Here is a 21,072-nt window from a genome sequence, read left to right as displayed (position 1 = left end):
CTCAGCCCTCCTCTCCGGCCCCGTCGCCGGCGGCACTGCCACCAGCATCCGGGTCGTCGCTGTCGGGTGCGGCGCCGCGTAGCTTCTCGGCGGCCCACATCACCGCCTTGACGATGTTCTGGTAGCCGGTGCAGCGGCACAGGTTCCCGGACAGTGCCCAGCGGATCTCGTCCTCGCTCGGGTTCGGGTTCTCCTCCAGAAGGGCTTTGGCGCTGAGCATCATGCCGGGGGTGCAGAAGCCGCACTGCAGACCGTGCTCGTCCTTGAAGCCTTCCTGGATCGGATGCAGTTCGCTCGCGGTCGCAAGGCCTTCAACGGTGAGGATCTCATGACCGTCGGCTTGGACTGCGAACATCGTGCAGCTCTTGACGGGCACTCCGTCGTACAGCACCGTGCATGCACCGCAGTTCGTCGTGTCGCAGCCGGTGTGGGTCCCCGTCAGTCGGAAGCCGTTGCGCAGCAGGTGTGCCAGCAGCAGCCGCGGCTCGACGTCGGCAGCACGCCGTTCGCCATTCACGGTCAATTCCACCCGGCGAACCGGCACGTCGTCACCAAAGCTCGGCGGGACCTCTTCGAACAACGTGCTCATGTCAGGCCGCCTTCTGTCCAGACCGCTGAATTTGCGCCCCGAGGCGTCTCACGAATGTCGCGACGACGTGGCGCTTGTAGTCGGCGCTTCCCCGGTGGTCGGAGCGGGGCTGGGCCGCTTCGGCGGCGAGCTGAGCCGCCGCATCGACGGCGTCGCTATCGAGCGCCGTGCCGACCAAAGCCGCCGCTGCGTCGGAAGCGTTGATGGTGGCAGGCCCGACACCGGTCAGCCCGATGCCCGCCCGAGCAACACTGTCGCCCGACATCTCCACCGAGACCGCCACGCCGACGGTGGCGAAGTCGCCGACACGGCGTTCAAGCTTGAGGTAACCGCCGGCCCGGGTCCCACCCGCTGGCGGAACCACCGCCTCGACGGCGATCTCGTCGTTGGCGAGCACCGTCTGGAACGGACCGTCGATGAAGTCGTTGACCGGAATGGTCCGTTGCCCGTTCGGGCCTTGGGCCACGATGGCTCCCTCCAGCGAAACCATCACCGAGGCCCAGTCGCCCTGCGGGTCGGCGTGGCACACCGAGCCGACCAGCGTCCCTCGTGTGCGCACGAGCGGGTCGGCCACAATGGGGGCCGCCGCAGCGATTGTGGGTTGATGATCGCCGAGCGTTGCCGATTTCTCGAGATCGGCGTGACGGCACAGCGCACCGATGCGATAGGTGCCATCGGCATCGGCCCGGTGGTAGTCGAGACCACTGACGCCGTTGATGTCGACGAGCATCGCCGGGGCGGCGAAACGCAGCTTCATCATCGGGATGAGGCTCTGGCCCCCCGCAAGGATCTTCGCCTCGCCATCAGCAGCGGCGAGCAGGGCTATGGCCTCGGCGAGTGTCGAGGGGGCTTCGTAGCGGAAGCGGGATGGATACATACCTCAGCCCCCCGTCGACTGCCCACCAGGTCCCTGCGGATCCGGCACAGCTCGCGGCATCGCCTCGGCATCGGGATCGGGACGTCGCTCCTGGTGGGGCGGCCAAGGCCCTTGGACCGGCTGTCCGGCGACCTTGAGATAATCGACAATTTGCGGCCACGCCCAGATCGTCGGGCCGGGACCCTCGCGGGGCGTGCCCTCGATGACCTCGTACAGCCTCGGGTTGCCAGCACTATGGCCTGATGACTCGATCGGCATGGACTCCCCTTCCCCCGGAGATCCGGCCGTGTCTCTGCGGCACTGTGAACCTACCACTGACGGTGCTGGTGGCAAGAACGAAGCCCGATCGGCGGGCTTCACGTCTCGCTCGGCTACCCGCGCACCCATCGACCCGTGGGCACGGAATACTCAGGTCATGGATCACAACGCTGTGAGTTCGCTGCTGGCCGCCGGATTCAACTCAGGGCCATATCAAGTGCTGCTGGTGATTCATTTGCTCACCGCCGGTTTCGGATTCGGCGGCGCAGCGATGACTGCATTTGCAACACGTCGAACCATCAATGACGCGCTTGAGGACTCCCCCGAGTCGAACGAGCCCGTGCACCCAGCCGCAGCGGCGGTGGCGCAGCGATCCAACCGCTACGTCCTGACTCGCTTCGCGGACGTGTCGGTCTACGTTGCCGGTCTGGCGGGTTTCGCTGCGGTGTTGCTCGACGATCGCTGGGACTTCCGCCAAGGCTGGGTCACGATTGGCTTGGTCCTCTATTTCGCCTGGGTGGCCCTCGCGCACGGGGCCGTGCGGCCCACGACGCAGAAGCTGCTCGCAGCACTCGACGCCGGCAACAGCGAGCCAGCGGTGATCAGTGGCCTGCTTCGTCGCTGGCGCACGCTCGACGCAATGGCGAGCCTGGTCGTCGTGGCGGCAATCGCGGTGATGGTGACCAAGCCCGGCCTCTGAGCCCGCCGTCTCACAGCGACGCCGTGATCGCCTCGCGCAGGCGACGCCGGGCAATACGACAACTGGGCCGCGTAGCGTCGGCGCATGACCTCTGTTCGGCGGCACAAGGTGTGCGTGATTCCTGGCGACGACGCTGCGCCCGAGGCGATGTCGGCCTCGCTGCGCGTCTTGGACGCCCTCGACCTGCCGATCGAGTGGGACCACGTCCCAGTCGGCGACGAATTGGCCGCCCGCACACCCGAAGAGCGAGAAGCACTGGTCGGCGAGCACATCGACGCCGCCGACACGGTGCTGTTCGGCTCGTCAAATGGCACGACGCCAGGGGCAGGCTTCATGCGCTGGGGCAAGCGCACGTACGCCAACGTGCGTCCGGTCCGCTGGCGGCCGGGCTACGCCTCGCCGCTGGCTCGGCCCGAGGGCATCGATTACGTGATCGTGCGCGAGAACCTCGAGGACATGTACGTCGGCGTGATGGGTCCCGCCAAGTTGCTGCTGGATGCAGGGCTGACCGAAGGCCGCTCCCGTGTCCCGCCCGACGCCGCAAATGGCCGCTTCGCGGCGAAGATCATCACCCGGCCCGGCACGGAACAGGTCACTCGCTTTGCGTGCGAGCTGGCATTGCAGCGAGGCGGGAAGCTGACCGTGTCTGCCAAGACGAACATGCTGCCCGCCACCGATCGCTGGTTCTGCGACATCGCTCGTGAGGTCGCCTCGGAGTATCCGGGCCTGGAATACGAGCAGTTCATCATCGACGACATGGCACACCGGCTGGTCATGCGCCCGCACGATCTCGATGTGCTGCTGCTGCCCAACCTGTACGGCGACATCCTCTCCGACGAGGGTGCAGGCACCATCGGCGGGATGGGCCTCGCACCATCTGGCTGCTACGGCGACGACTGGGCCTACTTCGAATCGGCGCACGGCACGGCTCCCGATATCGCCGGGCTGGGCATCATCAACCCGACCGCCACGCTCGAATCCGCCGAGATGATGCTGCGCCACCTCGGGCTTGAGGCTCCAGCGGACCGGTTGGACCGGGCGCTGGAAGAGGTCTACGAACAAGGCGAGCGCCTGACGCCTGACCAGGGCGGCACAGCAGGCACCGAGGACTTCGCCTCCGCCGTCATCGACGTTATCTAGTGCTGTGTCCGGCAACGTCGGCGTGGATGAGGGCGACTGTGTGCTGAGGCGCTGAGTCAGCCGCTCGATGTCCGTCCGCCCGCCGGAGGCACCGAGTCGTAGTCGGTTCTCGGTGGACGTTGTGTCGTGGCTGGCTTCGTCGTGGTCGGTTCTCGGTGGACGCTCCGTCGTGGCTGACTCGTCATGGTTGGCTCTCGGCGGTCGTTGTGTCGTGGCTGACCCCGTGTCGCTGGGGGGGCTGTGGCTTAGGAGCCGAGCGAGTAGGCGGGCGACAGGTCGGGCAGGCGTCGTTCTGACGGCGCCCGCGTGCTTGACCAGTCGCCTGCCCGCTCAAGTCCCTATTCGCGTGGTGTGTGCAGCGGGCCGGCTGCTCGTGCAGTAGCGGTAGCGGCGGTGGCGTGGTTGGCGGTGCGGGTGCGGGGCTTGGCGGTCCATTCGCCGGTGGCTCGGTGTCGGTGGAGTTGCTGGTTGTTGTTGTGGAGCTCGTGGTGGCATTTCTTGCACAGAGCAGCGAGATTGGGCACGTCGGTGGTGCCGTTGTCGGCGGCCCATTCCTCGATGTGGTGGTCGTCGCAGCGGTGCATGGGTGCGCGGCACAGCACGCAGCCGCGGTCGCGGATCGCGACGGCGAGATGTTGGGCGACGCTGGCGTCTCGGCGGCTGCGTCCGAGCCACAGGATTTCTCCGTTGGTGTCGAACAGTGCGCCCCTGATGTGAGTGTCGGGTGAGAGGTTGTCGAGGATTGCCGGCGGGACGGGTCCGGTGCCGAGGAGTTCGCAGGTTCCGTGGGGTTTGGTGCCGTCGATGACGCCGATCTCGGCGATGATGATGAGCTGGTTGGGTGCTTGCGCGGGCCGCCACCGATCGATCGAGCGACCCGCCGGGCTGTCGGAGGCGTCATCGCCGTCGGCATCGCTGCGCCAGCCGTGGCCGTCATCGGTTCGTGGGCGGCGCGCGGTGTCGTGGCCGTGTGCGGCGGTGTGGTCGATGGTGGCCAGGGCGTTGCGGTCGGTGACCATCTCGAACAGGCTGTCCGCGAGGCGCTGGCGGTTGTCGCGAATCTGGTTGGGTGTGGCGTCGCGTCCGCCGTCGAGACGCCACAAGGCGTCGTTGTAGTTCTCGAGTGCTTGGCGCACCATTGCGAAGCTGACCGAGTCGAACTGGGCGTGCAACACACCCATCCCGGTGGAATCGTCAACGAACAACGACGCGCAGCGATCGCGGCGCTGACGGCCCAACTCGGTCTGCGCAGCGGCAGGGTCATGACGGGCCGCGAACTTCTTGGCTTGCTCGCGCAGCGTCTCAGGCGACACCACCGCGGCGGCTTCGAGCAGCTCTGCTGCGGAATCGACCGCGTCGGGCCTGGTGCGCCGCGCAGCGTCGGCAAGTACCTGGGCATGCTCGACGTTCAGCTCGCCCACCGCGAGGCCCCGAGCCACATTCGGCATCTGAGCGACCTGCTCGCTGGACTCGACGGTGCGCTTGGCGTTGCGCTTGCTCAGCCGCGCCCGGCCCACCAGCGCACTGCGGCCCGACCCAGGACGGGCGACCTCGAGCGCAGCAGTCGCTGAGAGCACCAGCGCGTCCGCGGCTGAGCGCAGCCGAGACGCCATGTCGATGACATCGGCGAGCGTGTCGCAGCCGGCATCGCCCAACGGCACCCGCGACGCCCGCGCGACGACGTCACGCGCCCCGCACAGCACCGACAACACACCCTCAACCGGCCCGGCCCGAAGCGGCACCGCAATCGATACCGGCTCAACCGGCCCGGCCCGAAGCGGCACCGCAATCGATACCGGCTCAACCGGCTCAACCCGAAGCGATGCCGGTTCGACCGGTGACGCCAGCGCGGGCGGAGCGGCCACGGCCGCGTCGCTCGCCGGCATCAAGCCGGTCGGCATTTCCGTCGAATCGCTGCGAACGTCTGAGCGCTTCATGACAATGACTGTAAATATGGGGTGTGATACGAAAGCCCCCGAACGACCCCCCAACGGCATCACCACACCCAAACCGACGCCAGCGCAACCCCCAGACACCGCAACGCAGCGCACTCGTGGCGGGCTCGCGCCCCTGTCCGATGACCGAGCCCGGACGAGCAGGTCGCGTCGCGCCATCAATCGTGCTGTGCGCACGCATGCACCCTCGCTCCCAGCCGACGCAGCCTGCCAGGACTGCGGAATGCCAGCACCGGGCTCGCCGACTACAGCGCAAACGCTTGCGGACACAGCTCTAGCAGGTGCCCGAACCGCATGACCAGCCGGCTTCCTCCGGCTACACGTCGCGAACTCATCAGCCGTTCATCGGGGCGATTGCCAAAGCGTGTCGAGGGAGGCTGACAGCACGCGATCGTCGTGGGGCAAGGTGTTGGCACCTGAGTGGAGCAGCACACCCGCGCGAAATGCTCCCGGTTCGACGGCATCGAGGCGGTCTCGGAAGTAGACCAGATTGCGCAGATCATCTGGCCTGGGCGACGATGTCGCCTTGATCTCCACCGCCACGACAGCACCGTCGGATCGTTCGAGTACCAGATCAACCTCGCGTTGAGCATTGTCGCGGTAGTGATGCAGTGACACCGGCATCTCCGCTGCTGAGCAGAGCCGCACGATCTCATTGACGGCAAACGTCTCGAAGAGCGGACCAGTCATCGGGTGATTCAGCGCTGCCAAAGCGTCAGCGCTCAGCCCGAGCAGCCCTGCGGCGAGTCCGCTGTCGGTGACGTGCAGCTTTGGGCGCTGTACGACTCTAGAAGTTCGGTTGCGCCGCCACGAGGACAGTTCATGGACCAAGAAAACTATGCGCAGCCAGCCAAGGTAGGACTGCACCGTTGCGCGATCCGCTCCGAGTTGATCAGCCCACCGAGACACGTTGAGCTCCGACGAGGTCTGAGCGGCTGCGAGGCGCAGCATCTGCGGCAACATCGCAGCGCGACGGATGTCGCCGAGCTGCGCTATATCCCGACTCACCACCGTTTCGGCGTAGCCCAAGAACCATCGGTTGCGTCCGTGCGCGCTGAGCTGCTGTACCTCCGGGAAGCCACCGATGCACACCTTCTGCAGGTAATCGCTGCGACTGGTGGAGGAACGCGCTGCTCGCCGTAGGGAGCTGTCTTGGTCGAACCACCGCTCGACGGCGTTGGTGGAGCGCGATGCGCCGACGGCGGATGACGTCAGCTTCGATTGCTGCGTTGGGTGTGCACTGACGGGGGGCATGGCGCCGGTTGCGCTGTGAGTGCCGACGGAAGACCCCCACAGTTCGGCTTGGCTGAAAGGCCACAGCGTCAAGATCGTCGCGCGCCCGGCCAGCGATTCGCTGATCGTCGGCACCGTGAGGAAATTCGTGGAACCGGTCAGCAGGAAGCGTCCTGCTGCATTGGTTCCGTCGTCCACAGCGATCTTCACGGCTCGCACCAATCGATCTCCGGCCCGCTGAACTTCGTCGATGACCACAGGCGGGCGGAATGCACGAACGAAGGCGTGTGGGTCGTCGAGGGCTAGAGCAAGAACGTCGTCGTCGTCGAGGCTGACGTAGTCGCCACCGCGTGCGGTGGCGATTCGTCGTGCCAGCGTGGTTTTGCCGCTTTGGCGCGGCCCATGGAGCACGACCACCCGTGATGTGTCAAGCGCGTCCGTGAGGTTCGCGCCCAGATGCCGCCGGTGCTCTTCCACGCGTCCAAACCTAGCGCCCAATCCACAATCTTCCTGCCTTCCAATCAACAATTAGTCAGGGAGCTCGTCAGCAATCTGTCTGACGCATAATCGACGATTTGTCTAGGTGCTCATCAGCAATCTGTGTGGTTTGCAATCGACCATTTGATCGACGACATGGCACACCGGCTCGTACTGCGGCCGAAGGTGAAGCGTGGCGGCAGGGCCATTCCATTCGAGGTGGCTGTGGCGGAGCACATCGAGACCGAGCAGCATGTCTTCTTGCAGAATGTCGGCACGTCCGACGATCAAATCCTGTGGGCTGCCGATGGGGGTACCTCGCGACACGAACGAGAAGGAAACGGCGTAGCAGACGGTGGCGGTCCGGCCGGTGGCGGTGCGCAGCACGGTGGAGCGGGTGGGGTCGAGACCCAGGGTTTGGGCAATGCGACCGCTGATCAGCGACATCTGGGTACCGGTGTCGATGAGTGCCCTGCCGCGCACAGGCAGGGGCAGGGGGCGTGCAACCATCCTGTGTTCCTGCACGTCGACGGGTGTCGCGTTCAGCTCGAAGTCGATGCGCGCACCACTAGCGCTGATACGCGCCGTCAGCGGCCAAGAACCCGCCAAAGCCTCAATGCCAAGCTCCCAGCGAGTTCACAAACACGTCTTCGTCGGTTTCGATGATTTGCTTCACGCAGAAACGGCGGGCCTGCGGATCGGCATAGCCAGCGCGGATGGCGTCCCACTCGTCGGCCCATACGTCAAGCAGCGGCACCCGTTTCGAGCCGCGGTAGATGAGAAGTGCCCACTGGTTGGGGTGTTCGCGCACCAGCGCAGGGCGCAGCTTCTCAAAACGGGCCTCCAAGCGGGTGAGCACGGTGTCAGGCAGCATCATCGGCGGGTTGACGCCGACATCGTCTATGCCTTCCACCTGCGACATCTTGCGCACGTCGGCAGCATTGCACACCTGCGGACGCAGGTCACGCCATTTTCCACCGCTCGCACCATCGGCCGTCGGCCAACAAACTATGCATCATCAACCCGACTGCCACGCTCGAACCCGCCGGGATGATGCTTCGCTGCCTGGGACTCGAAGCTCCGGCCGATCGGCTGGATCGGACTCTCGCAGAGGCCTTCGAAGCAAGTGAACACCTGACACCGGACCAAGGCGGCACAGCGGGAACTGAAGACTTCGCCTCTGCCGTCATCGAAGTGTTGTAGCGGGCGATTGAGAGCACAGAATTACGCTTGGAGCCATGGCGCAGACCCCGACGCAGCTGCCGCTGGAGAGTTGGCTTGACGCTGGGCTCGCCGGTGCCGCTGTCGAAGAGATCCGTGATGACGAAATCGCCGTTACTGCATGACCAGTCGGCTTCCTCCCGCCACACGTCGCAACTCATCAGATTCCTGAGTGAGCGAGGCTGGGATGGGCCTCGACCCGGCGGCAGTCACGAATTCATGATCAAGGGGACTCACAGACAGGTCATGCCAAGTGACCGCGAGATCCCCGCGCCGTTTCTGCTCCGCCTTCTCAAGCAGGCGGGCTACACACGCCAAGACTGGCTGAACCGCTAGCGGGGGTAACGGCGGTCACACACCGGCAGCGAGTTGCCCATGGGTGTACAAACTTGCTGCAGATCGAGCCGAGGGCGAGCGACCAGACATGAGTGAGAAGTCCACGAACCCCGGTGCACTGCCGCGGGGAATACCTGACGACCGTCCCGCAGCGGGCGATGACCCTGCTCCGCTGTCGTTCCGGCTGGACGAGCTGCGACCGTGGGGCATCGCGGCGTATGTGGCCGCCGGCATGGCGCCCGCCGATGCGGCAACAGTCGTCGACAATCAGCTGTGGTCGGACCGGCGCGGTGTCGACACGCACGGTTTCCAGCGGGTCAGCTGGTACGTGAACTGGTTCCGCGACGGCACCACCGATCCGACAGCGAAGTGTGAAATCGTGACCCGCACGCCGTCGGTGCTGGTGGCCGACGGGCACCACGGACTCGGTCAGCTCGTCATCACCCGCTTCATGGAGCAATTGATCGACGCTGCTCGCGAGAGCGGACTGGTCGTGGGCGTGATCCGTAACTCCAACGACTGGGGCTGCGGTGCGAACTACCCGTATCGCGCAGCTGAGGAGGGCTTCGTCTGCTACGGCACGACGACGTCGGTGCCGAATCTGGCGCCGTTCGGCAGCCGCCGCAAGCTGTTCGGCAACAACCCGATCGTGTGGACGTTCCCCCGCCGCAACGATCCGCCGATCGTGCTCGACATGGCGATCACCCCGGTCGCGCTCGGCAAGGTGCTGCGGGCCCGTTCTGAGGGCAAGGAGATTCCCGAGGCCTGGGGCTTCCTGGATCGCGACGGCAACCCCACCGTGGATCCCGATGTGGCAATGCGGGGCATCGTGCCGGCCATCGGCGGCTACAAGGGCATCGGCATGGTGACCGCTTCGAACGTCGCCGCCGGCATCCTCGCAGGCTCTGCCCACACTGGCGACGTGGCCGTCGGGCACCGGGGACAGTTCTTCCTCCTGATGGACCCCGGCGTGTTCCGCGACCTCGACGGCTACCACGACGACATCGAATCGATGGTCGACCAGATCCGCGCCGCGGGCGCCGAAGACGCCCTGCCGGGCCAGACGGTGTACCTACCGGGCGAACTGGAACAGCTAGAGATGGACCGTCGTACCGCCGTCGGCACAGTCAGCTATCCCGCGTCGGTGGTCCGCTCGCTGCGCCGTATCGGCGACGAGCTTGAGGTGCCGTTCGATTGCGAAGCCTGCTGACGACTGCGCCGAACCGGGGCTAGCAGGACACCCGGCAAGCATGAGGGCCGGCTACGCGGACGCTGTTACCGTGCCGCGATGACGCCCGCCGCTACGTCCGACGTCGTCGATGGTGAGGCGATGCTGGCTGCCGCGGCGAGCTTCTTAGGTGAACTGCGCGAACGCAGCGTTGAGATCGACCGTCTGCGAAAGCTGCCCCAAGACCTGGCGGACTCGCTCGCCGAAGCCGGCTTCTATCGGACGCTGGTGCCGCCGACCCTTGGCGGCCTCGGACTGTCCCCGACCACCGTGGCACAGGTGAGCGAGACACTCGCGACAGGCAATGCGTCGGCTGCTTGGTGCACGTTCATCGGCGCCACGTCGCAGATCATGTTCGCCGCGCTGACGCCGGAACAGCTGGCCGAAGTTCTCAGAAACCCTGACGTCATCACCGCCGGCGTGTTTGCCTCTTCGGGCCGTGCCACACCCGCCCCCGGTCCCGACGGCACTGACGGCTACGTCGTGGGCGGGCGCTGGGCGTGGGCGTCGGGCTGCCAAAACTCCGAGTGGATCTCAGGAGGCGTGCAGATCGACGGTCAGGACTCGGGCGATTCCGGACTGCCAGCACTGGGCCGTGCTTTCTTCCGACCTGACGAGATCCTGATTCACGACGACTGGCACACCAGCGGGCTGCGGGGCTCGGGTTCGAGCACCTTCGAGTGCCACGACGTGTGGCTCCCCACCCCTCGCATCGCCAACGGTGCCGACATCCTGCGATCTCCGTACGCCGCGGAGCCGTTGTACCGCTTTCCGCTCTTCGGACTGCTTGCACTGCCGATAGGTGCGATCGCGCTCGGCATGGCTCGTGCCTGCGTCGACGAGGTCATCGAGGTTGCCAAGGCCAAAGTGCCTCAGGGTTCCCGTCGCACCTTGGCGCAACGGCCGGCACTGCACAGCGCAGTGGCAGTGGCCGACACCGAAGTCCGCGCCGCCCGCACGCTGCTCTACACGACCATCGATGCAGCGTGGGATCGTGCACAACACACGCTGGCCGACATTGCGACCCGGCGCGACCTGCGCACCGCAACCGTCCATGCGATGCAGACCAGTGTGCGGGTGATCGAGTCCATGAACACCGCAGTCGGCGGCACTGCAATCTTCGAGTCGTCACCGCTGCAACGCCACCTGCGTGACGTGCATACGGCGTCGGCTCACTTCATGGTTGCGATGTCGGTCATGGAAGTGGCCGGCCGCACCTTCTTCGATCCCGACATGGATACCTCCGGCCTCTAGCCGGAGCGAAACGCGGGCGGCTCAGTCCTCCCGGCGGCGCTGGTGCGCGGGCAGCGGGAACGTGATGGGGATGAGAGCGGTGAGGTCGATGTCGAGCAGGGTTGGACCCACCGGACCTGAGGCGCCGTTGGCACGGTCGACGGCGCGGCCGAATGCAGCCTCGAACTCGGCAACGCTGGCGACCCGCTCGGCCGGCACGCCCATCGCCTGGGCGACGCCGACGAAGTCGATGCCGCCGATCTCGGTGCCGTGGTGGTCATCCCACAGCGCGTCCTGGATGATGCGCAGCACGCCGTAGCCGCCGTCGTTGAACACGCAGACAATGACCGGCAGGCTGTGCTCGGCCAGCGACGAGATCTCACCAATCGACAGCATCAGCCCGCCGTCGCCTTGGATGACGACCGTCGGCTTCCCAGTGCCGAGCGCGGCGCCCACAGCCATCGGCACACCGGGGCCGATGGCGGCGTTGGCAGCCCGGATTGATGTTCGAGGCGCAACGATCGGCAGTAGACGGTTCCCCCACATGTAGCCGGGAACCGTCGTGTCGCGCACGATGCGCGCATCGTGGGGCAAGAGCTGCCGCATCAGGTCGCAGATGGCGGCGTGATCGGCGCCGATCTCGTCACGCAACGCCTCCATGTCGGCGGCGCGGTGCTTGCGAGAGCGCTCCACGAATCCGTCATCGATCGTCGGCGCACCGTCGCCCAGTCGTTCGACCAGGCCCGCCAAGCTGAGTTTGGCGTCGCCGACCACCGCCAGCGACGGCTTGTAGTTGAGCCCGATCACGCCGGGGTCGACATCGAGGTGGATCAGCTCTGCTGGCAGCTCCAGCGCCCACACTCGCGTGGCGTAGTTCTGGAATCGAGTGCCGACGGCCAGCAGCAGATCGGCTTCTGCGAACACATCGGCCATCTGGGGGCGATCCGAACGGAACCCCAGCGACAGCGGATGCTCTTCGCTGATCGAACCTCGGCCTTCGATGGTGGTAAAAACCGGCGCGCCGAGCCGCTGCGCCAACGCCGCCAGCTCACCGGATGCATCCGCGATGTTGACGCCACCGCCCGCCCAGATGACGGGACGCTCCGCGGTCGCAAGACGTTCTGCGGCGTCGTCCAGCAATGCTCCATTGGGCGCAAGGCGAGCCACTTGCGGCGAACCAGCTTCGGCGGCGTTTCCCACGCGTGCGTACTGGAAGTCGATGGGGATCTCGACGGCACCGGGCTGGGGCCGACCGGTGCGGACGTCGTCGGCAACCCTGGCAATCTCGGTCGAGATCTCTCCCGGATGACGAACCGAGGCGACACTGCGGCACACCGAACGCAGCATGGCCAGCTGGCCCTCGTTCTCGTGCAGGAATCCCTTGCCTTTGCCGTAGAACCGCGATTCGGTCTGCCCCGTCACCATCAGCACAGCCGAGCTGGAGAAACCTGCTTCGTACAGCCCCGCCACGGCGTTCGCTGCGCCCGGGCCAGTCGACGTCAGCAATACCCCCATCTCACCCGTGGCCCGGAAGTAGGCATCTGCCGCGTGTGCGGCCGCCTGCTCGTGCCGGACCTTCACCACCTCGATGTCGTCGCGTACCGACAGCGCCTCGTACATCGGCAGGTTGTGGACGCTGACGATCCCGAACACGTGCCGCACGCCCAGACGCGCCAACGTCGCTGCGACGGCCTCGCCGCCGGTCATCTCACTCATCGCCATTACGCACCTTGGGCCTCGCTCATCGCCCGCACGGTAGCCCTGCGGTGCCGCAGGCCGCCCAAAGGCGGCGTGTCGTGGTGACGCTCAGGCGTCGAGGCTGAAGGGCGGGTACTCGTCGGTGAGAAGGGTCATGTACGCACTCAGCCGCAATTCAACACCCAGTACCGAGACAATCCAATTTCTCAACCCGCCCGGCCAGCGACCGGTGAACAGCACTGCGAAGAAGCCCAGTACGTGACAAACGAGCGAAATGAGACCGACAATGACCGAGAATATGAAGGCCGGAATGGCCAGGATCAGACGCACCAGCGTGGTCAGCCGATTGCGATCGTCGAGCTGAGGTTCGAACGACACCGTCACTGGCGTACCGCCCGGCTCCTCGGCGGTCATCTCGAACGAGAACGGCGGGTACTGCTCGTGCAGGAAACCCACGTAGGCGTTGACTCGCGTGTTGTATCGCAAGTACAGCACCTGAAGTCCGGCCAATCCCGAAGGAAGCCGACCGGTGAACAGAATGATGAACCACGAAATCAGGCCGACAATCTGGGACACATACGACAACACAGCCGTGATGATGATGTGCGGGATCGCCATGAGCCAATGGAGCAAGGGTCGCCAATTGGCCACGCGCTCTGGCGTTTCGACACTGACAGAAGCGGGGTAAGCCATGCGCAGGAACCTACTTGCTGCGCTTCCCTGCCCGGGGGCCTAAACGACCACCAGCGGGAACCGATTGTCGTCGGCCGGGTACTCGCCTGCCACGGCGATCGTGTCGTCGTCAGAGACGATGGGGTCGCAGCCCGGATGCGGGTACCACACCGCATCGTCGCCCAGCCAGCGGGTGGACAGCGCCACACGCCGGTGGTCGCCGGCATTGCCAGGCGAGCCGTGAATGATCCACGACGAGAAGAACAATGCGTCGCCGGGCTCGACGTCGAAGCCGACGATGTCGTAGCTGGCACGATCAGCCTCGACGTCGGGCATCTTCTCGCCTTCAAAGTCGGCCATGAAGCCCTTCGAGCCGTCGAACGACTCGGGCGCGTAGTACGCACCCCAGCTGTGCGAGCCGCGCACGAATTCCAGCGAGCTCTCTGCGACGGTCACCGGCGTCATCGCCACCCACGAAGAGCAGATCTGCTTGCCCATGAAGGGCCAGTACGGGATGTCCTGATGCCATGGTGTGGGGTTCGCGGTCCGCGGTTCCTTGATGAGCAGATGATCGAAATAGAACCGTGCTGACGACGATCCCATGAGTTCGGCTGCCATCTGCGCCATGCCCGAGTCGAAGACGAAGCCGCCGATCACAGGATCTTCCTGCCAGCGGTATCGCGTGGTGAACAGCCGGTTCGAGCTCGCGCCGGGGTTGGTGTCGGACACCCACTTGCCGGGATCGCGCAACTGCTTGTCGGCAACCTCGAGCACCCGCTCAATCCAGTCGTCGCCCACAGCACCGCTGACCTTGACAACTCCCTCGGCTTCGAACGTTGCCTTGTGCTCTGCGGTAATGCGGGCCCTGGCTGCTTCAAGCACCTGCTGTCGACTCATCGTTGTCTCCCGTCACGAGCTATCCCGCGGGGTCCGGCTCGGGCCGATTCCGCAGGCGACGTCGATGAGACAGATTCTGCCAGCGAATCAGGCTCTGCTGAGAGTCTGAGCAGATAGGCGGCGATGCCGGGCAGCCCCGCCGTTCTCGACTTTGCGCAGAAATGCCGCCGCAGGCGGCAAATTTGCACAAAGAACGCTCGACAGCAGCTTTCCGAGACGTCACCTATCCGCGCGGCCTCTTATGCGCGCTCGTCGATTCCGGGCTCGCCGTCGGCGCAAACTGCCCGCCGCAGCCCCGCTATGCGAGCCGGGCTGTGGGTCCGCTCCTGGTGAACGCCGAACGCATGGTGCGCCGGAACGAGATCGCCGAAGGGGCTCACCACGTTCACATTGTCGGCGCCGATCAACCCCGGATGCTCCACCCCGCACGCATCAGCGAGACGGAAGAGCTCCTTGCGAAGCCCGATGATGTAGTTCGCCAGCCGGACGCTCTTGTTCGTCGGATCGAGCCCCCGCGAGAGCCACTTGTTCTGCGTCGCCACGCCCGTCGGGCAGTGGTCGGTGTGACACCGCTGAGCCTGAATGCACCCGATCGCCATCATCGGCTCACGTGCGACGCCGATCATGTCGACGCCGATGTTGAAGGCAAGCGCCGCCGGGGCAGGAAAGCCGAGCTTGGCCGAGCCAATCATGACGATCTCGTCGGTCAGCCCAGCTTCGCCGAACGCCCGATGCACGACTCCGAACGCCCGCCAGAACGGCAGTGCTACGTGATCGGTAAACACCAAGGGTCCTGCACCTGTGCCGCCCTCGGCACCGTCGACCGTCACAAAATCCGGCCCGCGGCGGGTCTGGGCCATGTGCTGGGCCAGCTCGGTCCAGAAGGCCTCCTGGCCGATGGCCGACTTGATGCCCACAGGGAGGCCGGTTGCCCCCGCCACTTCCTCCACAAAGTTCACAAGCTCGACGACCGAGCCGAATGCGGAGTGCCGGCTGGGACTCACTACGTCCTTGCCGATCGGGACGCCGCGCGCCGCTGCAATCTCGGAACTCACCTTTGCCGCGGGCAGCAGGCCGCCGACGCCGGGCTTCGCCCCCTGGGACAACTTTACCTCGATGGCTCGGACCGGTGCTGATTCGACCGTTTCCAGCAGACGGTCCATCGAGAATGTGCCGTCAGGGTTGCGACACCCGAAGTAGCCGGTACCCATCTGGTAGACGAGGTCGCCACCGTTACGGTGGTACTTCGACACGCCTCCCTCGCCGGTGTTGTGCGTGCAGCCAGCCATCTGGGCCCCGCGATTGAGCGCCGCGATGGCCGGACCCGACAGCGAACCGAAGCTCATGGCGGAGATGTTGACCACCGAAGCCGGCCGGTATGCCTTGGCCCGATCCCGCCAACCGCCCATAACCTTTCCGCAGGGGATCGGCGCGTCCGGGGGCACATCCCGGCCAAGCGGGAAGGGGCTGTGGCGAAACGTGATGTGGCCGGGCTTGTCGATCTCATCATCGGTGCCGAAGCCGAAGTAGGTGTTCTGCTGCTTGGCGGTTGAGTAGACCCAGCGGCGTTCGTCCCGGTTGAACGGCCGCTCCTCTTCGTTGTGGGCGACGATGTACTGGCGCAACTCCGGGCCGATCTTCTCCAGAAAGAAACGGAGATGACCGATGACGGGATACGTGCGCAGAATCGAGTGGCGCTTCTGAAAGCTGTCGTGAATGAACACGAATACCAGAAATGCCCCGACGATGATCAGCCCCCACAACCACCACGGCATGAACCTGAACCTACCGCGGGCCTGCCTCATGCCGAAGCCGCGACCCGGTGATGCGTCGTCGACATCTTGGGACGGACACCTGCGGGGGCGAACCGTCATCCGACCCGGTGCGAAGCGGCTTCCTATGCTGGCCCGATGTCATCGGTACCGGCAGCCGGAATGCCCCAGCAGGGCATGCCGCTGGCCGTGCCGCCCCTGGCCCCAGAGGTCTTGGCGCTCCTGCCGGCACCCGACGAGGCGCCACGCTGCGCCGCCCACGCTTCGGCCATCGGCAGCGATCCCGGCGGCACTTCCATTTCGGCGGATGCTGTGGCGCTGGTGGAGATGCCACTGCCATGGCCGAAGCCCGTGTTCGCCAACGGGCTGCTTGAGGGCTTCAGACCGATGACGGACCTGGCGATGGGCCCGACACGGGTGCTCGCCGTTGTGCCACCGGATGAACGCAGTCGGGCGGACAGGATCCCTGTCGTGCTGCATTGGCGCGTGGGTGCGGGCACGCAAACGGCGTACTTCGAAGCTGACGGCGCCGCCGGCCTGCGCCAGCTGTTCGAGCACCTGGCAAGCCGCATGCCATCGGAGCCGATCCCGGACGGGGAGGGGTTCGTCTCGTTCGGACACACCGAGGGCGAGCGGGCCGTGCTCGTGTGCACCCAAGGAAGTCACGACGTGTGCTGCGGCAGTGAAGGCACCCGCCTTGCGGCCGATTTTGAAGCAGTGTTGCGTGCGTACCGCGACTCCGACGTCGATGAACCGTACGCAGGCGCGCCGACCGCCGGCGGACGAGTCTCCGTTCATCGCGTCAGCCACACAGGAGGTCACCGCTTCGCACCGACGGCGATGACGCTGCCCGACGGCCGCATGTGGGCCAGCATCGAGGCAGGCGAAATCGCTGCCATCCTCGACCGAACCGCCGACGCCTCGGCGTTGGCGCCCCGCTGCAGGGGATGGTGGGGGGCAGCTACTGGGCCCGCGCAAGTCGCTGAACGCGCCGTGTTCACCCAGGTCGGCTGGCCGCTCGAAGACATGACCCGCACCGTCAGCTTCAGACCCGCGGCAAACGGTTGGGACGTCGATGTCATCTCAGCGGAGGCGGAACGCGCGTGGACGGTGTCGGTGGTGGCCGGGCGGACCGTGCCGACGATCGCCTGCCGCGCGCTCGGAGGCCTTCCGGCCAAGCCAGCGACGGAGTTCATCGTCACCGGCGTTCGGGAGCACTAAGGGCTTCAGCGGATCGTCCGTCGGGACAGCTGCGAGTCGGGCGATCTAGCCTTGCCGAGTCGCGACCGGGCAAACCGGGACTATCCGGATCACGACTCACATGGGGCAATTGCGATGACATCACCGCTTGAAGGAATCCGGGTCACCGAGTTCGCGAACTTTGCCGCTGCGCCGTCGGCCGTCGCGATCATGGCCGATCTCGGGGCCGAAGTGATCAAAGTCGAAGCCATCGGCGGCGACCCGATCCGCGGCCTGATGAAGCAGGCGAAGGTGCCCGAGGGAGCTCACAACCCTGATGTGGCCTTCCAGTTCATCAACCGCGGCAAACAGTCGATCCAGCTGAATCTGGACGATCCCGACGGCTCAGCCATTGCCCGTCGCCTCGTCGCAGCGTCCGATGTCGTCGTGATGAACCTGCTGCCCGAACGCCGAGATCGTTTTGGCCTCAATACTGACGATCTGCTGGCGATGAAGCCCGACCTGGTGATCGGCCTGCTGTCGGGCTACGGCGAACTGGGCGACGAGATTGACCGGCCTGGCTATGACGTCACGGCGTTCTTCTCGCGCTCTGGGTTGTACGGGGCTTCCACGCCGCCCGGCGGATTGCCTCCCCACGCCCGTCCGGGCCAAGGCGACCACACCACCAGCCTGGCCTTCTTCGGTGCGATCATGACGGGTCTACGCGCCCGCGACGTCACCGGCGAAGGACAAGTCGTCGAGTCGTCGCTGCTGCGCACCGCTGCTTGGACGATTGCGATCGACCTCTCGACCTCGCTGGTGGACGGGCGCCCTAACACCGAGCGCCCGCGGGATCGAGGGCTCTCCCCGATGCTCGAGGCATTCGAGTGCGGTGATGGCCGGTGGATTCACTTCACGATGCCCGATACGGGCAACGCCTGGGAGCGGTTTTGCAAGGCGATCGAACGAGACGACCTGCTCACCAATCCCGACTACGAGACTGGCCGGCAGCGGTTCCGGGCAATGGGTGCCCTCGTGACCGACATCGAAGACACCCTGAAGTCGAAGCCATCCGAGTACTGGATGCCTCGTCTGGACGAGTACCGCTGCATTTGGGCACCGATCAACGACACCGCGTCGGCGGTGCAGGATCCGCAGGTGCGCGCGACGGGCGCCTTCGAGACCATTCACCACCCCGAAGCTGGAGAATTCGAGACGATCGCTGCCCCGTTCCGCATGCACAATGCCCCCGACGTGGGCGTACGCGGGCCTGCGCCACGAGCCGGCGAGCACACCGTCGAGGTGTTGTCGGACGTGCTGGGTCTCGATGCCGACGAGATCGCCGATCTGACCGAGCGCGGGGTCGTCGCCACCGACTGAACGGCCTTCAACGCTGCGTCGGCGCCGGTCAGATGCCGAGGCGCCCGATGATGTCCGCGGCGATGTCCTCAGGGGAATGCCGGGCGGTCGGGACCTGCTCGAACTGCCCGTAGCCAGCCGCTCGTTCGTTCAAGAGGCGAGTCACCGCAGCGGTCGCGTTCTTGCCCGCCAGCAGCGGTCGCACCGGGCCGTCGGTATCCGCCCGCAGGCGGCGGATGATCTCATCGGCGTCTGCAACGAGGCAGAAGACCCGACCTGTGGCGGTGAGAGCGTCGGCATTCGCCGCGTCAAGCAGCAGCCGACCGCCCGTGGCGATGACGTGATGCTGACGCCCGGCCACCTCAGCGGCCACCTCTCGCTCGTGTGCCCGGAATGCGTCCTCGCCGCGCGTCTCAAAGATGGCCTCGATGGTCCCGTGTCGATCCACGATGACATCGTCAGTGTCAACGAAGGCCCAGCCAAGTTCGCGAGCGATGAGCCGTCCGACCGTGGATTTGCCGGTCCCCATGAAACCGGTCAGCACCACGTTGGGAACCGCATCTCGCGCCACGGGCTCAAGCTAGGCGCGGCCCTGGGGTGACAGGCTGATCGGGAAGGCGTCGCGAATGGCGGCGTCGACGGCGGGACTGATGTGCGACGGCCAGTGGTCAGCCAACGTGGCCGTCACCCGATCATGCGCGACATCGTGTGCAGCCCGGCTGCCTGCATCGGCCCAGTCTTCGGGAGTGTCCCGGTTGCTCACCAGCGGGTACAGGTACTCGGTCTCCATGAGCTCGAGCGTCTGCGTTGAGCCGAGGAAGTGCCCTGGACCGGCAATGACCTCGGCGATGAGATCGGCCGACAGGGTGTCAGCGTTCACCTCAATGCCTCGAACGGTGCGGTTGATGGCTCCCAGCATGTCGTTGTCAATCACCAGTGCTTCGTGCGAGCACGCCAGCAGGCTGGCCAGCATCCCTGCCGACTCGTAGACGATGTTCGCTCCGGCGTGCGCGGCCAGCCCCACGTTCAGACCCTTCTCGTAGCCGGCCTGGGCGTCATTCACCTTGGAGTCCGTCATGCCCGCCGCCACGCCGGTGGGCAGTCCGAGCCAGTGGCCGACTTGGGCCGCGGCGGCGTTGAGGATGCCTTCCTCGCCCGATCCCCCGCTCATGGCTCCCGTGCGCAGGTCGGACACGAACGGCCACAAGCCCAGCAAGCATGGATGCCCGGGCGACAGCAGGTTCACGAAGGTCAGCCCGCCAAGGCACTCTGCCAGCGCCTGTGCCAGTGCGCCTCCGAGCGCCGCGGGCGCGGTGGCGCCAGCTTGTAGGGCCGAGAGCAGGTTGATCGGCATGCCTGTGCGCACCTGTGCAACCAAGCACCTCGCCGAATCGTGAGCGAAGCGCAGCGGGGGCACCACGAAGGTGTTGTTCGCAGCCATGAACGGACGCTTCGCAAACTCGCCCGGGCCACCAAGCACGAGGTCGAACATCTCGACCGATTCGTACACCCAACGTGGGTCGAACCACGAGGATCCGCCCGGTTTCGTGGTGCTGCACATCACTGCGTATGCCGTGGTGATGTCGAGGTCACGGGTTTCGGGCAGGTCGCGGGCCACGACTGTGCGCACGTAGAAGTGCAGGTTGTCGAGCGTGTCGACGAGACGGCCGCAGTCGTACACGTCCTGTGCCACCGAGTGCCGGAACGTGCGCGTGACGTGGTCGTATATGAGCACTGCCGCGCCCGAGGTGCCGAAGTAGACGTGCTCGCCGCCTACGTGCACCGACTGGTCGTCGTCGAAGCCGTGCCAGATCCACTCTTTGGCCGCTGTTGAAATGGCCCGCTCGACGATGCCGCGGGGCAGTCGCAGGCGACCGTTGTCGTCCACCCAGCCGCCGAGGGGCGTCGCCGCTTCAATGAACTCGTCGAGCGGCTCGCCCATGCCGATGTCTTCGAGCAGGGACAGGGCCGTCTCGAACACCTGCTGCATATCGGCATCGGTGAGCGGCTTGAAGCGGCCGGCGGGCAAGCCGGGCCGAACTGGACGGCGATCAGCTTCGGGAACGGCCTCGCGTATGGCGATGCGTCCCGCTCGGCCACCGCCGCGGCGTCTCCGCGGCGCTTCGCCAGAGGTTGACGTCGGAGACGCTTCGGGAGGATTGGTATCTGCCATTGCGGGGAACACCTCCAGGGCGCTCGTCGTCGTTGTGCTCGCTGAGGCGCTCACAACCTCGTCTGCTGCTCAGGC

The 21,072-nt window shown here is 66.0% G+C and carries 20 protein-coding genes; 7 read left to right on the top strand and 13 right to left on the bottom strand.

What is annotated here, in order from left to right; genetic code table 11:
* Position 1: 1 nt before the first annotated feature.
* From ACPXYO_RS05190 to ACPXYO_RS05180, 3 genes are read right to left on the bottom strand one after another with little or no spacing between them, the layout of a single operon-like run.
* Positions 2 to 589 (bottom strand): (2Fe-2S)-binding protein, encoded by a 588-nt coding sequence (locus ACPXYO_RS05190; protein WP_423917279.1) that lies wholly within the window; start codon positions 587 to 589, stop codon positions 2 to 4.
* A 1-nt stretch (position 590) separates the two neighbouring features.
* On the bottom strand, positions 591 to 1,466 hold the full coding sequence (locus ACPXYO_RS05185; protein WP_423917276.1) for an FAD binding domain-containing protein: 876 nt from the start codon (positions 1,464 to 1,466) through the stop codon (positions 591 to 593).
* Between the two features lie 3 nt (positions 1,467 to 1,469).
* Complete coding sequence (locus ACPXYO_RS05180; protein WP_420622789.1) at positions 1,470 to 1,724, bottom strand: hypothetical protein; 255 nt, start codon at positions 1,722 to 1,724, stop codon at positions 1,470 to 1,472.
* Between the two features lie 157 nt (positions 1,725 to 1,881).
* Between ACPXYO_RS05180 and ACPXYO_RS05175 the strand changes: the two genes are divergently transcribed.
* On the top strand, positions 1,882 to 2,424 hold the full coding sequence (locus ACPXYO_RS05175; RefSeq protein ID WP_423917272.1) for a DUF2269 family protein: 543 nt from the start codon (positions 1,882 to 1,884) through the stop codon (positions 2,422 to 2,424).
* A gap of 84 nt (positions 2,425 to 2,508) precedes the next feature.
* Positions 2,509 to 3,564 carry an isocitrate/isopropylmalate dehydrogenase family protein gene (locus ACPXYO_RS05170; RefSeq protein ID WP_423917269.1) on the top strand — a complete coding sequence of 352 codons (1,056 nt, stop codon included), beginning with the start codon at positions 2,509 to 2,511 and terminating at the stop codon, positions 3,562 to 3,564.
* A 338-nt stretch (positions 3,565 to 3,902) separates the two neighbouring features.
* On the opposite strand, the gene ACPXYO_RS05165 is transcribed toward ACPXYO_RS05170, so the two are convergent.
* The 4 genes from ACPXYO_RS05165 to ACPXYO_RS05150 form a co-directional block, all read right to left on the bottom strand.
* A complete protein-coding gene (locus tag ACPXYO_RS05165; RefSeq protein WP_423917266.1) occupies positions 3,903 to 5,501 on the bottom strand; it encodes an HNH endonuclease signature motif containing protein in 1,599 nt (532 codons plus the stop codon).
* Between the two features lie 360 nt (positions 5,502 to 5,861).
* Positions 5,862 to 7,229 carry an ATP-binding protein gene (locus tag ACPXYO_RS05160; RefSeq protein WP_423917264.1) on the bottom strand — a complete coding sequence of 456 codons (1,368 nt, stop codon included), beginning with the start codon at positions 7,227 to 7,229 and terminating at the stop codon, positions 5,862 to 5,864.
* A gap of 102 nt (positions 7,230 to 7,331) precedes the next feature.
* On the bottom strand, positions 7,332 to 7,739 hold the full coding sequence (locus ACPXYO_RS05155) for a retroviral-like aspartic protease family protein (protein WP_423917261.1): 408 nt from the start codon (positions 7,737 to 7,739) through the stop codon (positions 7,332 to 7,334).
* 103 nt (positions 7,740 to 7,842) lie between these two features.
* Entirely contained in the window at positions 7,843 to 8,160 is a 318-nt protein-coding gene (locus ACPXYO_RS05150; protein WP_423917259.1) for a hypothetical protein, read from the bottom strand.
* A gap of 389 nt (positions 8,161 to 8,549) precedes the next feature.
* Between ACPXYO_RS05150 and ACPXYO_RS05145 the strand changes: the two genes are divergently transcribed.
* From ACPXYO_RS05145 to ACPXYO_RS05135, 3 genes are all read left to right on the top strand, one after another.
* Positions 8,550 to 8,786: a type II toxin-antitoxin system HicA family toxin gene (locus ACPXYO_RS05145; RefSeq protein WP_423917257.1), complete on the top strand. Its 237-nt coding sequence runs from the start codon at positions 8,550 to 8,552 to the stop codon at positions 8,784 to 8,786.
* Positions 8,787 to 8,874: 88 nt separating this feature from the next.
* The gene (locus tag ACPXYO_RS05140; RefSeq protein ID WP_423917254.1) at positions 8,875 to 9,996 is read left to right on the top strand and encodes an Ldh family oxidoreductase; all 1,122 of its coding nucleotides are present in this window, start codon (positions 8,875 to 8,877) and stop codon (positions 9,994 to 9,996) included.
* A 78-nt stretch (positions 9,997 to 10,074) separates the two neighbouring features.
* A complete protein-coding gene (locus tag ACPXYO_RS05135; RefSeq protein WP_423917251.1) occupies positions 10,075 to 11,268 on the top strand; it encodes an acyl-CoA dehydrogenase family protein in 1,194 nt (397 codons plus the stop codon).
* Between the two features lie 21 nt (positions 11,269 to 11,289).
* Here ACPXYO_RS05135 and ACPXYO_RS05130 read toward each other — a convergent pair whose 3' ends face one another.
* The 4 genes from ACPXYO_RS05130 to ACPXYO_RS05115 form a co-directional block, all read right to left on the bottom strand.
* Positions 11,290 to 12,963 carry a thiamine pyrophosphate-binding protein gene (locus tag ACPXYO_RS05130; protein ID WP_423917248.1) on the bottom strand — a complete coding sequence of 558 codons (1,674 nt, stop codon included), beginning with the start codon at positions 12,961 to 12,963 and terminating at the stop codon, positions 11,290 to 11,292.
* Positions 12,964 to 13,053: 90 nt separating this feature from the next.
* On the bottom strand, positions 13,054 to 13,638 hold the full coding sequence (locus ACPXYO_RS05125) for a DUF4389 domain-containing protein (RefSeq protein WP_423917245.1): 585 nt from the start codon (positions 13,636 to 13,638) through the stop codon (positions 13,054 to 13,056).
* A gap of 39 nt (positions 13,639 to 13,677) precedes the next feature.
* Positions 13,678 to 14,514 carry a phytanoyl-CoA dioxygenase family protein gene (locus ACPXYO_RS05120; RefSeq protein ID WP_423917242.1) on the bottom strand — a complete coding sequence of 279 codons (837 nt, stop codon included), beginning with the start codon at positions 14,512 to 14,514 and terminating at the stop codon, positions 13,678 to 13,680.
* Positions 14,515 to 14,753: 239 nt separating this feature from the next.
* The gene (locus ACPXYO_RS05115; RefSeq protein WP_423917239.1) at positions 14,754 to 16,289 is read right to left on the bottom strand and encodes an FMN-binding glutamate synthase family protein; all 1,536 of its coding nucleotides are present in this window, start codon (positions 16,287 to 16,289) and stop codon (positions 14,754 to 14,756) included.
* A 135-nt stretch (positions 16,290 to 16,424) separates the two neighbouring features.
* Here ACPXYO_RS05115 and ACPXYO_RS05110 point away from each other — a divergent pair, with 135 nt between their 5' ends.
* Together ACPXYO_RS05110 and ACPXYO_RS05105 are read left to right on the top strand one after the other, a co-directional pair.
* Entirely contained in the window at positions 16,425 to 17,507 is a 1,083-nt protein-coding gene (locus ACPXYO_RS05110; protein WP_423917237.1) for a sucrase ferredoxin, read from the top strand.
* Positions 17,508 to 17,621: 114 nt separating this feature from the next.
* Positions 17,622 to 18,845: a CaiB/BaiF CoA transferase family protein gene (locus ACPXYO_RS05105; RefSeq protein WP_423917234.1), complete on the top strand. Its 1,224-nt coding sequence runs from the start codon at positions 17,622 to 17,624 to the stop codon at positions 18,843 to 18,845.
* A gap of 28 nt (positions 18,846 to 18,873) precedes the next feature.
* Here ACPXYO_RS05105 and ACPXYO_RS05100 read toward each other — a convergent pair whose 3' ends face one another.
* Positions 18,874 to 19,395, bottom strand: coding sequence for a shikimate kinase (locus tag ACPXYO_RS05100; protein WP_423917232.1), 522 nt, complete (start codon positions 19,393 to 19,395; stop codon positions 18,874 to 18,876).
* Positions 19,396 to 19,404: 9 nt separating this feature from the next.
* Entirely contained in the window at positions 19,405 to 20,997 is a 1,593-nt protein-coding gene (locus ACPXYO_RS05095) for a trimethylamine methyltransferase family protein (RefSeq protein WP_423917229.1), read from the bottom strand.
* Between the last annotated feature and the right edge of the window lie 75 nt (positions 20,998 to 21,072).

It is taken from the genome of Candidatus Poriferisodalis sp. (assembly GCF_965237655.1).
Taxonomy (GTDB): Bacteria; Actinomycetota; Acidimicrobiia; order Acidimicrobiales; family Poriferisodalaceae; genus Poriferisodalis.
Note: the sequence above shows the minus strand (reverse complement) of the source record. Positions and strands in the feature narration are given on the sequence as shown.